The following is a 14209-nucleotide window of genomic DNA, read 5'->3' as shown; positions in this document are numbered from 1 at the left end:
ATCAGCGCAACAGTTTCTTTCGGTCGGGGTCGAATAATGGTTCGTCTCGTACCGTCGCGGGATGGCGCTCGTTCTCGTACCCGATCTCGACCTCGCGGCCCGCCTCGGCCGCGGCAGCCGGCAGGACGGCGTAGGCGATCCCCGCGTCGATCGTGTAGCCGTAGTCGGCCCGGACGACATCCCCGAGCACGTCGCCGCCGTCGGGATCGAACACCGGATGGCCGGCGTCGACGAGTTCGCCCGGTTCATCGAGCGTAATCGGCATGATTTTCCGCTCGATTCCCGCCTCGCGCGACTCGAGCAGCGCCTCCTTTCCGACGAAATCGGTCTCGAGATCGACGGCGAAGCCGATGCCCGCCTCGTAGGGGTTGAACTCGGGCGTCAGGTCGGTTCCCCACAGCCGGAACCCCTTCTCCATGCTCGTCGAATCGAGGGCCGCCCACCCCATCGGAACGATGTCGTACGCCTCGCCGGCGTCTTCGATCCGCTCCCACAGCCGCGCGCCGTACTCCATCGGCGTGTAAATCTCCCAGCCCAACTCGCCCGCATAGGAGAGTCGAAGCATGGTCACTGGCAGACTCTCGAGGTGCGTCTCGCGCGCCGTATAGAACGGGAACGCGTCGTTCGAGAGATCCGCCTCGACGAGCGGAGCCAACACGTTCCGCGCGTCTGGTCCGAACACGCCGACGCCGCACCGACTCGAGTCGTGCGTGGTCACCGAGACGGAGCCGTCGTCGGGCGCGTGCTCACGGACCCCCCGCGAGTGAAGCGTCGCCGAGTTCCCGCCGCCCGTAAACAGCAGGTACCGATCGTCCGCCAGCCGACTGACCGTCAGATCCGCGAGGACGCCGCCGTCCCTGTTGCACATCGCGGTGTAGCGCATCCGGCCCGGAGAGACATCGACATCGTTGGTCAGCAGTCCCTGGAGGAACTCGCAGGCCCCCTCTCCCGTCACCTCGATCCCGGTGAACGTGGTCATATCGACCATCGCGACGCGGTCGCGGACCGCCTGGTGCTCGACGCCCTGGGCCTTCGACCAGCCGCGGTCGAGCCAGTCCGGCCTGTCCGGAACGTCGTACTCCTCGAGCAGCGCCTCGTTGGACTCGTACCACTGCGGCACCTCCCAGCCGCCCGAATCGTAGAACGCCGCGCCGAGTTCAGCTTGACGCTCGTAGAACGGACTCCGGCGGAGTTCCCGCTGGTCCGCCGGCTGTTCGCGCGGATGGATCAGCTGGTAGACCTCCCGATATTGCTGTGCGCCGCGGCCTCGGGTGTACTCTCGCGAGCCGGCGTGGGGCTGGAAGCGGGAGATGTGTGCGGGCGTCGCGTCGACGCGCTCGCCGTCGAGCCGCGGGACGCCGTCTTCCATCCAGTGGGCCACGATGTTCCCGGCACCCCCGGACTGCGTTACCCAGATGGCGAGCGCCCACCAGAGCCCGTCGATATCCTCAGTGGGCCCCAGGATCGGCATCCCGTCGGGCGTAAAGCAGAACATCCCGTTGATCGCCGACTCGAACTCGGCGTCTCGCAGGGACGGCACGAGTTCGGCCGCCGCATCGGCGGCCGACTGGTCGTGGTCAGGATGCGTGTTCTCGACGAAGTGCTCCGCGGTGAACTCGCGCAAGGACGGGTACTCGAGGCCGAGATCCGCGAGTTTCTCGGGGCCGTAGATGTCGGCAGGGTCGACGAGCAAGGATTCGTGGTTGTACGAACCGATGCCGTAGCGCTCGCCGTGCTGGCGGAAATACAGCGACTGGTCCTGGTGGCGAAGCAGCGGTTGTTCGATTTCCCTGTCCGCACCCGCGAGTGCAGCGAGTTCGTCGGAGACGAGGTACTGGTGGGCGCAGGGGACCAGCGGGATGTCGACCCCGACCATGTCGCCGAACAGCGGCCCCCAGATGTTCGTCGCGACGAGCACCTCGTCGGCCGCGATGCGCCCGCGATCGGTGACGACCGTCTGAATCTCGCCGCCGGCCGTTTCGAGGTCGGTTACCGTCGTCTGGCCGTAGAACTCGGCACCGGCAGCCCGGGCGCGCTCGGCCATCGCGGCGGAGGCGTCGACGGCGTGGGCTTTGCCGTCCGTCGGGACGTAGTAGCCGCCGTAGATGGTATCCGCGTCGATCTGCGGGATCCGTTCGGCGACCTCGGCGGGCGAAAGGAGTTCGCCGCCCTCGACGCCGTACGACTGCCCCCGTTCTCGCTTTCGTTGCAGGTAGTTCCAGCGGTCCTCGGTGGCTGCGACCTCGATGCCGCCGCACGTTCGAAATCCGTCGAGCGCCTCGTACAGTTCGCGCGTGTACGACGCCATCCGCGTCATCAGCTTGCAGCCGCCGGTCTGGAACACCAGTCCGGGCGCGTGTGACGTGGAACCGCCGGTCTCGAACAGCGGCCCCTGATCGAGCACGACGACGTCCTCGCGCCCGAGTTCGGTGAGGTGATAGGCGGCGCTACAGCCCACGCAGCCGGCACCGACGACGACGGTTCCCGCGCTGTCGGGAATCGTGTTCCGTGTACTCATATGACATGGAACGTGCCATGCGACCGACCATAGCTACCCGGGTGGATAACCTGGGGCGTATAACTGCCTTGGGTTAGCGCGACGATTTCAGCGGTGAAACGATCCGAACGGCGCAGGCCTCGCGGCTATTCGTGCTGTCGGATTCCACAGCACCGTCGCCCATCGAAGAACGCTACACGAACCGCCGGTCGCTCCCGTCTCATACGGTCTGCTGTAACGATTTACCGGCGCAACCGCGCCCGTCCTGCGGTTGCGCCGGTAAATGACTTACAGCAGTCCGTATCACGCACCCGGACCGATCCGGTTTCGGTTGCACTGGTCTCACATTTACCGGTCGCGCTGGTACCGCGTTCCACTCGATGAGAGTCAATTCGGAGCGGTGATGGTAACACCATGTTACCGACGCTTGTGACATTGCGGCGATCTCGCACCGCGTTCGAAAGCCGACCGTCACACTGCTTGCGGTCGACAGGCGAGTTCCCGTGCCCGCTCGCGGAGCCGGTCGCGAGAGCAACCGAACTCGTGCCGGCGGAGCCGGCGAGTCGCCGTCGCTCGAAGGCGACCGGGAACGGAACGCCTCATCGAGCCGCGTTCCGAATCGTATTCGGATCCGGATACTGAGCGAAAACTGAAACGATCGCCGAATCGGCGTCGGATCATGACGCCGACCGCAAGCCGATCGTCGATGGCGTCGGTGCCGATCGCGGTCCAATCAACTGTTATCGGCGCTTCGTCTCACGGTTTCGACGCTGCTCGTGGGCGGTCTCGTGTCGGCAAAACGCCTCGTTCAGCGTCGTTTCAAGATAATCCATCTGCCGGATAATTCGCCGTAACAGACGCTTCATCCATCGTATCGGTTGTGCTAGTGAACGGATTTTTACAGACTCTCGAATAGTTGGATAATTACAAAGAGTGGCGGAGCACAAGCGCGACACGTATGGTACAACTCCAACCCGCCCAACAGGTACAGGTACCGGAGTGGTTGCAGGATCCGGTCGCGGAACTGGTCGTGTTCCTCCCCCGACTGATCGGCGCGCTGGTCATCCTCCTCATCGGCTGGGTCGTCGGACGGTTCGCCGCACGGGTCGTCCGACGAATCGCCGACGGCATTGAACTCGACCGGATGGTCCTCGAGACGCCGCTGGGGCGAATACTCGGGGGGACTGAACGGGCCGTCTCCCGGGCATTCGGCAAGCTTGGAAAGTGGTTCGTCTACGCGCTTGCCATCCTCGCGGCCGCGAACGCGCTCGCGATCCCGACCCTCTCGGAGTGGATCGCGACGGCGGTCTCGTACTTGCCGGCGTTCATCGCGGGCCTGCTCGTCATCGTCTTCGGGTTCGTGGTCGCCGACTTCATCGGCGACGTCATCGAACGAACGCGAGCGGCAGCGGAGACGGCGTACGCGAGCTGGTTCGCGAACGGCGCTCGCATGTTCCTCTACTTTACGGCGATCGTCATCGGTCTCGACACGATGGGGATCGACGTCGGCATCCTGTACGTCTTCGCTCGAGCGCTCGCGTGGGGACTGGCGGCCGCCGTGGCCATCGGTGCCGGCGTCGCGTTCGGCTGGGGCGGTAAGGACTACGTCGCCGAAAACATCGACCGCTGGATGGGACGGACGAGTTCAGTCACGCCGACCGAGAGCGATACCAGTAGCGAGCGTCCCCGCGGCAGCGAGTCACGCGGTAGCGACCGAGAACCCGGAACTGAGCCGGGCCCTGGACGGGGCGCGGAAGACGACTAAGTCGCCGCAGTCGCCTCAGTCGGTTGGCGGAGCGGCGTTCTCCGCCGTCCGGTCGGCCTTGGCTTTAGCCTTGGTGCGCGGAAAGAGCGGTTTGACGGGCACGACGACGTAGGACGTGACGAGACGGCCGTCGATCGATCGCCACTTCTCGAGCTGTGCGAGTCGGTGTGTCGCGGCGTAGGCGTCCTCTATTCGCTCGAGTATCGCCTCGAACGCGTCCACATCGAACGTCTCAGCGGAGACGCGGTCCGTGGCGACCGCGATGCCCTGCGACCGAGCGTAGATGTCGAGTCGGCCCTCGAAGGCGTGCTCCAGTTCGTCGATTCGGTCGTGGATATCGCCGACCGGCCGATCCGCCCGCGACGGGAAAGCGACGTACGCCTGGTATTGGTCGGGGCGACCCGTAACGCGGCGTTTCCAGAGGTGTCGTAGCAGCTTCATCTATCCGTGGTCGGTGTGCGGCACCCGGCGTTCGATCGCCCGGTAGCGGTTTCGTTCGGAACCCTGCCGCACCCGGTTTCACGTTCGCCTTGTCCGCACGGGTAATACGTTCTTTGTTGTGCGCTGACGGGCGTCAGCGAACTGTTTCTTCACGGTAAGCGACGGTTCGAAGTTCGCGAAACCTTTGTACGATCCGCTGTAATCGGCGGGCAGTATGCGCCCCACCCTCCCCGCATCGTCGACGCTACTCCCGGCGGTTTCGGCTGGAATCGTCGCGGTCGGCGTGACGATTAATACCGGCTTTCCCGCCGCCGTCCGAACGGTACCCGCAGTGCTCCTGATCGCCGCCGGCCTCTTCGGCGTGGCCAGATCCGTTCGCGGCCGGTCCGTCGACTCCCTTCGACGCACCGCGAGACGGTGGTGGATGCTCGCGTTCGTCGCCTTTCTCCCGTACGGGCTCGCGACGGCACCCTCGAACGAGCAGGCCGCAGCGGTCGGCGAAGCGTTTTCGGGATCCCTTGCAACGACCGCGCTCGAGGGAATCGCCGGGGCCGCTATCCTGTGTGCGGTCGCGGTGACGGTGCTCTACTGGTTCGCGAGATACGGCATCCACCCGGGGCGACCGACGCCCGAAGAGCGCATTCTGGACGACCAGGGGAGCAAGTAGCGGGTCGGTGAGCGCCGTTCTCGGGATTACCCCGTCCCGTCGTCGAACCGGTCGAGCCGGAACATATCGATCGGCTGGTCGGTCTCGCCGTCGACCGCGAGGTCGGCGAGAATCTCGCCGATCACACTGGCGAACTTGAATCCGTGGCCCGAAAAACCCGCACCGACAGCTACCTGCGGATGGTCAGGGAGGGTATCGAGAATGAAGTGTTCGTCCGGCGAGTTCGTAAACAGACAGGTGGCGAGTCGCATCGTCGGCCCGTCGGCCTCGGGGAAGTAGTTCGCCACGACTTCCCGGAGCAGGCGCTCGTCGTCCCGGTCGGGGTCCGTCTCGTAGGAATCCGGGTCGACCCGTTCGTCGCGGTGATGGTACTTGCCGATCTTGAGTCCCGGAACGTCGTAGATCGGCAGCCCGTAGAAGCGCCCTTCGGGGACCTGCAGGTTCCAGACCGGGAAATTATCGGGTTCGAACGTCGATGGCCGCTCGGGTTGGAACCAGCCGAGAACCTGGCGTTCGGGAACAGCGAGTCCGTCGAGTTCGTCTGCGAACTTGTAGTTCCACGCGCCAGCAGCGAGGACCAGCGCCGACGCGTCGTAGGTGCCGCGGTCGGTCTCGACGCGCACGCCGCCTGCCGGCGTCGGCTCCCAGTCGTGAACTCGTTCGCGGGCGCGGACGTCCGCCCCGGCGGCTTGTGCGGTCTCGACGTGCCCAATGATCGACTGTTCGGGGACGACGAACCCGCCGTCGGGCTGATACAATGCCTTGTACCCCTCCGGAAGTCGGTAGCCGGGAAAGCGCTCGGAAACCTCCTCGCTCGTCAGGACCTCGTGTGGAATATCGTGTTGCTCGCAGGAGCGCAGCGAGCCCTCGAAGACGACGGTGTCCTCGGGACCGGCGTCGATCGATCCCGTCCGGCGGATGATCTCGCGATCGGTCTCGGCCGCGAGTTCATCCCAGAGGTCGTACGCCCGCTCGATGAGCGGAATGTACGACGGGTGTTCGTAGTAGGCCCGGCGGATGATCCGCGTGATACCGTGTGATGACCCCATCGTGTGCGGGATATCGTATCGCTCGAGTCCCAGCACGTCGAGTCCGCGCTCGGCGAGGTGAGCGGTCGTCGCGCTGCCCATGCCGCCGACGCCGACGACCACGACGTCGTACCGGTCGTCTGGTGAGTGCATACTCTCGGTCGGTTCGAGGACTGGCACCTTGGTAGTTGGTCTGTCTCACGCCATCCCTTTTTGGCGCAACGGCGGGCGACTTCGCGCTGTGTATCCGGCCCGGAAACGGACGTGTCATGCCTTCGAGACGGCGAGAGAGCAGAAATAAACGGTCCACGGTGCAGCCGTTCTCGATGGGATCGAGGCCGAATCCACCCGCCACTTATACGTCCGAACTACCTGCGATCAACCCTTATTGAACGGTACGCCTTGGCATACCATATAGTATGACGCGGTGGAACAACGGTCTCGACGAGGTAGAGCAAGTGAGCGCCGACATCACCGACGAGACGAACGCGCTCCCGGCGCGATACTTCACCGACCCCGCCGTCCACGAGATGGAGAAAGAGAAAGTGTTCGGGCGGTACTGGGTGTACGCCGGCCACGCGAACTGCATTCCGGAGGCGGGAGACTACTTCACCCGCACCATCGGCGACCGAGAGATCATCGTCCTCCGGAATCACGACGGTAACATACAGGTGTTCTACAACGTCTGCGCTCACCGCGGATCGGCGATCGTCGAGGAGACCCCGATGACCGATCCGGACAACGCACGACGGATACAGTGTCCGTACCACCTCTGGACCTACGATCTCGACGGCGACCTCGCGAGCACTCCGCGGAGTTTCGAGGAGGCGCGGCTGAACCCCGACCTCGAAGACGAGGACGTTCCCGACCTGAACGCCGAGGAAAACTCCCTCATGGAGGTCCACAGCGACCGCATCGGCCCGTTCGTCTTCGTCAACTTCGCCGCCGACCCGATGTCGCTCGCCGAACAGGCCGGCAAACTGAAATCCGAACTCGAATCGCTCCCCCTGGCGGAGTACGAACTCGCCCAGCGAATCGTCTCGGAAGTCGAGTGCAACTGGAAGGTCTTCGGCGGCAATTACTCCGAATGCGACCACTGTCAGGCGAATCACCAGGACTGGGTCACGGATCTCGAACTCCTCGACTCCGAACTCGAGGTCAACGACTACCACTGGGTGCTCCACTACAAGCACAGGGAGGACGTCGACGACGAGATGCGCATTCACGACGAGCACGAGGCACAGTTCCACTACTTCTGGCCGAACTTCACGGTCAACATGTACGGCACCGCCGACGGCTACGGCACGTACATCATCGACCCGATCGACGAGGAGCGGTTCCAGCTCGTGGCGGACTACTACTTCAAGGACGCCGAGTTGACCGACGAAGAAAAGCAGTTCATCCGAACGAGCAGACAGCTCCAGGAGGAAGACTTCGAGCTGGTCGAACGACAGCAGCGCGGTCTCAAATCCGGCGCGATCGCACAGGCCCAACTCGGCCCGAACGAACACACGGTACACAAACTCCACCGCCTCGCACAGGCGGCGTACGAGGCCTAGGTGCCCGATATCCCTCTCCGCAACTACGTATGCCCAACCACACCCATCACACCCATCACACCCACCACTCACACTCCGCACCGTTCGTCGCCACCTGCCCCGACTGTGAGATCGAACGACCCAGTGACTCGGCCGCCGAACTCGTCGCGTTCTATCGGCGACACCACCGGTACACGGGACACGATATCGTCGTCACCCGTGCCGATCTCGAGTTCGGCGCTGCACTCGACGCGGCGGACGACATCGCAGCAGTCGTCGACGGTCTCGACGCCCGGTACGGGGTCGATAAGCACGATAGTACCAAAAGCGGTACCGCCGGGGTGCCGATCGGTATCGTCGTCGCAGCGATGAGCGAGCGAGGATTCACCGTCGGTGAAACCCTCGAGGCGATCGCTGACGTTCGGATGACCGGGGCGCTCTACGAGCCCCGCGACGATCACCTCGCAGCCTTTTGAGCGGCACCGTCCGAGTGCATATCGTCGTCGCGACGGTGCATTCGGTTCTCTCGTCGCTGTCCCAGTGCGATCACCGTTCCTCGTACAACGTTGCTTCGACGAGTTTGCCCATGCCGCGCCGAATGCGGCCGCCGACCGCCGTCGGCGAGATGTCGAGGCGCGTCGCGAGTTCTTCGAGCGACGTTTCGCGGGGCTCTTCGAAGTATCCCTCCTCGTAGGCGTTCACCAGGGCCGCCTGCTGTTCGTCGGTGACATCGGTCGCCGGTCCGTCGACCCACTCGTCCTGGCGGAAGACACGGTGCAGTTCGACGGAAATGTCCTCGGCCTCGCAGAACTCCCACAGCGTTGCAAGCGCGTCCCGATCCGGCAGGTGCAACCGAACGGTCCAGCCGCGGTCGTTACTTTCCGCGTTGAGCATGAGCCCGCCGATTCCGGCGGTTTTCGGTGAGATGAGTTTCGTTCCCTCGGCGTGTTCCAGTCGGTAGACACGCGACGAACCGAAGTCGTCGATAAGCGTCCAGGCCGTGATCGTGTGATCGTTCTCGAGGGCCCGCTCGAACGACTCGTCCGCGCCTTCGACGAGGAAAAAGAAGAGTCCAGTTTCGGGGTCCGTCGTCGAGTGAGAGACGACCTGAATGGACACCTCGGAGCACTCGTCGATCGTCGGCGTCAGCGCAAGATCCGGATGTGCGATATCGAGTATCGCGATCAGACTCATTGGCGCTCACTTCTCAGTGCGGAGTAAACCGGTCGCTCCCTCGACCGTCCCCGCGTCGCCCGTACTGCGAGAACTGCTCGATCGAAGACGGCCACCTCTGCGACCCCACATTGGTGTGTCTTACCACACCACTCCCCTTAACGATTACTACAATCATGCGCGCGAGCCCGCACGAGCGATCGAACCGATTCGAAAGCGACGCGCTGTTGATCGACGCGAACCGAAGTCCCGTCGAATGCGCGTCCACGTTCGCACCGCCGACCCCGACGACGAACTCGATGTCCGCCGGATCATCGACGCCGCCATGCTCGATCTCGGCGATATCGAAGCCCGCATCGGCAACGAAGACGTGCTCGTCGCGGGCGACCAGCGCGGCGTGACCGACGAGTTCACTGAGACGGCCGAGACGAGCGAGCGGGAACGCATCCTCGGCGTGATCGTTCTCGACCCACACACGGACGAACGCGGGGCCCACATCTCGGCCGTCGCCGTCCGCAACCGCCACCGAAACCGGGGCATCGGGCGAGAACTCGTGAGCCGTGCACTCGAGCGCGAAGGGCGGTTGACGGCGCGATTCGATGCGGACGTGCGGCCCTTTTACGAGGCGCTCGAGTTCGCGATCGAACCGGTCGACGACCGCCGGTATCGTGGTGTCGTCGCGCGGTCGGGCGACGGGATCGACGGTTGACCGACGACCGACCGACTGCTGCCAGGTTGCACCCGAGTGCAGCGCCACCGACGCGCGAACAGTTGGAATTATTATATCGGGTCGCTGTCGTAATCACATGGGTCCTCGCCGCTCCGGGTCGAGCACGAACTCGCGTCGCAGGTGGCACGCACGGATCGAACAGTACACGCCGGACGGAGCGCTCGGGCGATGGCTCCTCGGTGCTCCGCTCGGAATGACCGGGCTCTGGCTGCTCGCACTCAGCGTCTTCGAAGTTCCGCGCTGGGGGCTCACCCTCGAAGCGTTATTCTGGGGGCCGGCCCTGGTCGGGGCGGGGCTCCCGACGTTCCTCCTCGCGGTTCTCGTCCTCTGGCCGGTGTACCTCTCGCTCATCGGAAACATCTCGTCGCCGGCGGCGTACTCGGTCGCCGACACCGCAGCGTCCGCGTCGAAACCGGCCGTGAACTCGTCCGGGCCGGTGGCAACCGGGGACGACGCCGGCGAACGCACCGCCGCCAAACGCACCGCCGCCGACTCCACCCGCAGAACGGCAACACCATCGTCGCCGCCGGACGTGAACTCGCCACCGTCGACGCCCGACCCGGTCGAGGACCTCAAACGACGGTACGCGGCCGGCGACCTCGGCGAGGAGGAGTTCGAACGACGAATCGAGGCACACTTTCAGGACGACAGCCGCGATCGAAACGCGGAGACGAACGACGAGCTATCGGCCCGCGAGTCCGAGCGACTCGGTGAGCACGACTAACGAACCACCCAAGCGCGAGCGGAAAAGCGGCGCAGGCGAGGCCAGCGCGAAGAGACACCGTCACGAGAGCCGCGACCGAAACCGGTCGAGGCCGTACTCGAGCATGTCCGGACTCACGGCCTGGAACTCATCGTCATCCGGCAGATACGGCACCACCGAATCCCAGCTTTCGCGGGCGTAGCGCTCGTCCAAGAGCACGCGAACGCCTACATCTTCGGGCGAGCGAATCACCCGACCGATCGCCTGGCGCGCCTTCCGGACCGCCGGAATCGTCAGCGCGTACGTAAAGCCATCACCGAACTCGTCGTCGTAGGCTCGCCGCACCGCCTTCGTGCGCGGACTCGAGGTGTTGACGATCGGAACGCCGCAGACGACGGCCGCAGAGAGGCGGTCGCCGCTGTAGTCGACCCCCTCCGTCAGCGTCCCGCGAAGGCTCGTCACCAGCACCTTCCCCTCACCTGCGAAGAACTCGCTTTTGAGCGACTCCGTCGTCTCGTCGTCGCTCGAGGCGTCGAGCAGGACAGGCTTCGAGAGACGGCCCTCGAGAATCCCGGCGATCCACTCGGCCTCGGCGTAACTCGGCATCCCGACGAGGACGTTACCCGGCAGTCGGCCGACCTGTTCGATCGTATCCGCGTAGTGAACTCGCGTCGGATTGTCGTCCCCCGTCCGTCCCCGATTGTCGTACGTGAACTTCGGCGCGGCGACCGCGAAACTCTCGCGGTTCTCCGCGGGGAAGTGCAGCCCGTACCGGCGTTCGACGACCGGGCGATCCTCCTCGCGCGCGAGGTACTGCAGCCCCGTCACCTCGGTGAATGCGTCCATCGGCTCCAGGGTCGCGCTCATCAAAATCCCGCCGCCAAAGGCCGCGAGTCGATCGCCGATGGCGTCGCTCGGGACGCAGTTGTGCAAGGCGAGTCGGGCCGTGTAGGCCCTGCGCCAGGAATCCGCGGGCTCCGCGTCGTTCCACGTGCGCTCGAGTTCGATCTCGCGGAAGTAGTCGGTGTGTCCGCAACGGTACCAGTCGCCGAGGACGCGCCCGACGGCGGGCGCGGCCCGGGTTCGGTCCTCGTCCTCGGCCTCGTTCAGAATTCGCGCGGCGACCGCGCCGACCGCTTCGGCGCGGACCCAGTCGGCATCGCCGTAGCCCGCGTTGCGCGCCCACTCGGAGAGTTCGTCTTCGGCAGGCTCTGCGGGATCACGAAGCGGAATTTCCTCGTCCGGGAGGTCAGTGAGATTCGACTGCCACCCCCTGTGTTTCCGGTCGAGATGGGCACGCACCCGGCGATCGAGTTCGCTCCGCAGATCCTGGATGAACTCGCGCGTGCGATTGAGTTCCTCGAAGGTAACGTCGCTGTCCTGCAGTTCGGCGCGGACGAGGTCGGCGTCGGCGGTCTGGGACCCGCCCTGTGCGCGGCGGCCCTCGCGTTCGAACTCGATGGGCTGGATGACCCGCGAGAGTTCGGTTTCGGCGTCCCGGAGGGTGGCGTCGGCGACGCCGTCGCTGACGAGATCGCGCACGCGCGGTTCGAGCATGTGGGCCTCGTCGCAGACGACGAACGTGGAGTCATCGAGTAGCGCGCCGGTGAAAGAGCCGGTCGTCCGCGGGTCGAACGCGTGGTAGTAGTTGCCAATGACGACCTCGGTGTGGGCGAGCGCCGCGCCCATGATCGAGTGGGGGCAGGTGCCGTGGCGGACCGAGCGGGCGACCAGGTCCGCGGGCGTGATCATTCCCGCGTCGGTGAAGTCGTAGGGGACCGCTTCGACCGCGTCGCCGTCGCTGCCCTCGTCCGGAAGGTCGTCCAGGAACTGGGCGTAGAACGGACAGAACTCGGTTTCGGCGCTCACGGGACCGCCGTCGGAGTAGGTCGGCATCTCCGGGGGGTAGGCGGCCGTCTCGCCGGCGGTCTCGAGAAAGCGACCGGTCGGCCCGGACTGGCCGCTGTCCGCGAGGCCGGTCTGTTGCTGGCGCGCGCTCGCGGTGAGCGCCGCGGCGGTCGTCTCGCCGCCCTCGCCGGTCAGGTCCCGCGTTCGGTCGCGCAGCGTTTCACAGCGGTCGTAGACGTTGCCGTCGTCGATGTCGCCCGCGCCCTCGCGGTTGTACGGGCAGACGTCGGCCTTGCCGACGAGCGTGAGCCCCGAAATCGGGTTCCAGTCGTCGGGCAAGTTCTCGTTGATCGTCTCGAGGTCGGCTTCAAACTGGCGCAGTTGCTGTTTGACGCTCGTGAGCACGAAGACGCGCTCGTAGTCGGTGTCGGGATCGCGAACGAGTTCGATCCCGGCGGTGAGCGCGATCATCGTCTTCCCCGTTCCGCAGGCTCCCTCGATGACGGTATAGCCGCCATCCTGCCCTGCGTCGATGGCGGTCTCGATGCCGTCTACCTGCGGGTCGTAGGGGTCGGCGTGGCCGAATATCGAGCGCCAGTCGGTCATGCTGGCCGAACTCGTCGTCGGGTAGCCAAAGCGTTGACGGACCGGCCGCGCGAGAACTCGTCCCGGGAGGCCGCGAGTTCGGCTGGCGGCCGGCGGCTGGCAGTTGGCAGTTGGCAGTTGGCAGCCGGTGAATGGCGGGTAGTGAATGACGGATGACGGACGACAAACGAGGATGACGAACGGCGACTCGCGCGCGGAGTCACAATCACAAGAGCGGTCGGCGACATCGTGTAGCGACGGAAGCGACCGAACCGGCACGCGTGCGACGAGAGCAGCCGGGACGCGGATGTTAAGCAACCCACTCATTTTGCAAAGGTAGCTTAACATTTATGTAGCATCAGTAAGGTAGTGAGAATATGGTGCAGAACCCACGGCAGGCGTACGGTGCCCTCTTCGTCGTCATCGTTGCGGCCATCAGCGGCGTTATCATCGCCGCCGGATTCGTCGCGCCCGAGTTCATAATACGGGGAGCAACCTTCTGGCTCTTCATCGGCGCGGTCGGAGTAATGGTCGTCTGTGCGATCATCAGCTGGCTCACGGATCTTCCGGGAATTCTCGCGCGCGAGTTCGGCTCGAACGGGGGTAACCACTGATGAGACGGTGGCTACCAGCGACGTACAACGTTCTGCTGTTTCTCGTTCCGGCACTCCTGTATCCGATTATGGGGCGTTTCATCGGCGAGCCGTTTACGGAGCCGACGATCGTGGAGTTGACCGTTGTGCCGGCTGCGATCGTCCTCGGCGGGAACGTTGCCTACGCCGTCCGCGCCGAGCACGGTGACTCCGGCGTCGTCGACGAGCGGGATCTGCGCAACATCCACACCGCGCTCGCGGGGACGGGTGTCGTACTCCTCGGGTCGCTCGTCGCCGTCTACGTCGGCTACGCGACCGCGACCCGGGCCGCACCGGCCGCCGTCGACTACATCGCGGTGGCCGGGGTCGCGACGGTCTTCGCCATCCTGGGAGGGACGGAACTCCAGCAACGACTGTAGACATGGAAAACAGACTGCGGGTCAAACGCGCGGAGGCAGAGATCACACAACAGGAACTCGCCGACGCGGTCGGCGTCAGCCGCCAGACGATCTACGCGATAGAGAAGTCGAAGTACGACCCCTCGCTCGAACTGGCGTTCAAACTCGCCGAGTACTTCGAGTGTTCGATCGAGGAAGTGTTCGAGCCGGATTTCGAGTAACAGCCGTTCAAACCGGAAGTCG

At 64.9% G+C, this 14209-nt stretch carries 14 protein-coding genes; 9 read left to right on the top strand and 5 right to left on the bottom strand.

What is annotated here, in order from left to right; genetic code table 11:
- Position 1 precedes the first annotated feature (1 nt).
- Positions 2-2518, bottom strand: a complete 2517-nt coding sequence (locus SM755_RS11790) for an FAD-dependent oxidoreductase (protein ID WP_323172826.1) — start codon at positions 2516-2518, stop codon at positions 2-4.
- Positions 2519-3455: 937 nt separating this feature from the next.
- Between SM755_RS11790 and SM755_RS11785 the strand changes: the two genes are divergently transcribed.
- Positions 3456-4262 (top strand): hypothetical protein, encoded by an 807-nt coding sequence (locus SM755_RS11785; RefSeq protein WP_006665212.1) that lies wholly within the window; start codon positions 3456-3458, stop codon positions 4260-4262.
- Between the two features lie 15 nt (positions 4263-4277).
- Here SM755_RS11785 and SM755_RS11780 read toward each other — a convergent pair whose 3' ends face one another.
- A complete protein-coding gene (locus SM755_RS11780; RefSeq protein WP_323172825.1) occupies positions 4278-4703 on the bottom strand; it encodes a hypothetical protein in 426 nt (141 codons plus the stop codon).
- Between the two features lie 214 nt (positions 4704-4917).
- On the opposite strand from SM755_RS11780, the gene SM755_RS11775 reads away from it, so the two are divergent.
- Positions 4918-5370 carry a DUF1467 domain-containing protein gene (locus SM755_RS11775; RefSeq protein WP_323172824.1) on the top strand — a complete coding sequence of 151 codons (453 nt, stop codon included), beginning with the start codon at positions 4918-4920 and terminating at the stop codon, positions 5368-5370.
- Between the two features lie 26 nt (positions 5371-5396).
- On the opposite strand, the gene solA is transcribed toward SM755_RS11775, so the two are convergent.
- Positions 5397-6551, bottom strand: a complete 1155-nt coding sequence (solA, locus tag SM755_RS11770; RefSeq protein WP_323172823.1) for an N-methyl-L-tryptophan oxidase — start codon at positions 6549-6551, stop codon at positions 5397-5399.
- A gap of 266 nt (positions 6552-6817) precedes the next feature.
- Between solA and SM755_RS11765 the strand changes: the two genes are divergently transcribed.
- Together SM755_RS11765 and SM755_RS11760 are read left to right on the top strand one after the other, a co-directional pair.
- A complete protein-coding gene (locus SM755_RS11765; RefSeq protein ID WP_323172822.1) occupies positions 6818-7957 on the top strand; it encodes an aromatic ring-hydroxylating dioxygenase subunit alpha in 1140 nt (379 codons plus the stop codon).
- A gap of 29 nt (positions 7958-7986) precedes the next feature.
- Positions 7987-8412, top strand: a complete 426-nt coding sequence (locus SM755_RS11760; protein WP_323172821.1) for a hypothetical protein — start codon at positions 7987-7989, stop codon at positions 8410-8412.
- 70 nt (positions 8413-8482) lie between these two features.
- Here SM755_RS11760 and SM755_RS11755 read toward each other — a convergent pair whose 3' ends face one another.
- A complete protein-coding gene (locus SM755_RS11755) occupies positions 8483-9130 on the bottom strand; it encodes a helix-turn-helix domain-containing protein (RefSeq protein ID WP_323172820.1) in 648 nt (215 codons plus the stop codon).
- 235 nt (positions 9131-9365) lie between these two features.
- On the opposite strand from SM755_RS11755, the gene SM755_RS11750 reads away from it, so the two are divergent.
- Positions 9366-9818 (top strand): GNAT family N-acetyltransferase, encoded by a 453-nt coding sequence (locus SM755_RS11750; RefSeq protein WP_323172819.1) that lies wholly within the window; start codon positions 9366-9368, stop codon positions 9816-9818.
- A gap of 97 nt (positions 9819-9915) precedes the next feature.
- On the top strand, positions 9916-10563 hold the full coding sequence (locus tag SM755_RS11745; protein ID WP_323172818.1) for an SHOCT domain-containing protein: 648 nt from the start codon (positions 9916-9918) through the stop codon (positions 10561-10563).
- 60 nt (positions 10564-10623) lie between these two features.
- Here the strand turns inward: SM755_RS11745 and SM755_RS11740 are convergent, their stop codons facing one another.
- Positions 10624-12996, bottom strand: a complete 2373-nt coding sequence (locus tag SM755_RS11740; RefSeq protein WP_323173224.1) for an ATP-dependent DNA helicase — start codon at positions 12994-12996, stop codon at positions 10624-10626.
- Positions 12997-13352: 356 nt separating this feature from the next.
- On the opposite strand from SM755_RS11740, the gene SM755_RS11735 reads away from it, so the two are divergent.
- The 3 genes from SM755_RS11735 to SM755_RS11725 are packed head-to-tail and all read left to right on the top strand — an operon-like array spanning position 13353 to position 14187.
- Complete coding sequence (locus tag SM755_RS11735) at positions 13353-13589, top strand: hypothetical protein (protein WP_323172817.1); 237 nt, start codon at positions 13353-13355, stop codon at positions 13587-13589.
- Positions 13589-13987, top strand: coding sequence for a hypothetical protein (locus SM755_RS11730; protein ID WP_323172816.1), 399 nt, complete (start codon positions 13589-13591; stop codon positions 13985-13987). The genes SM755_RS11735 and SM755_RS11730 overlap by 1 nt, the downstream gene beginning before the upstream one ends.
- Positions 13988-13989: 2 nt before the next feature.
- Positions 13990-14187, top strand: a complete 198-nt coding sequence (locus SM755_RS11725; RefSeq protein ID WP_323172815.1) for a helix-turn-helix transcriptional regulator — start codon at positions 13990-13992, stop codon at positions 14185-14187.
- The last annotated feature ends 22 nt before the right edge of the window (positions 14188-14209 follow it).

It is taken from the genome of Natrialba sp. PRR66, from assembly GCF_034808065.1.
GTDB classification, from domain to species: domain Archaea; phylum Halobacteriota; class Halobacteria; order Halobacteriales; family Natrialbaceae; genus Natrialba; species Natrialba aegyptia.
This window is presented reverse-complemented; position numbering and strand designations above follow the sequence as displayed.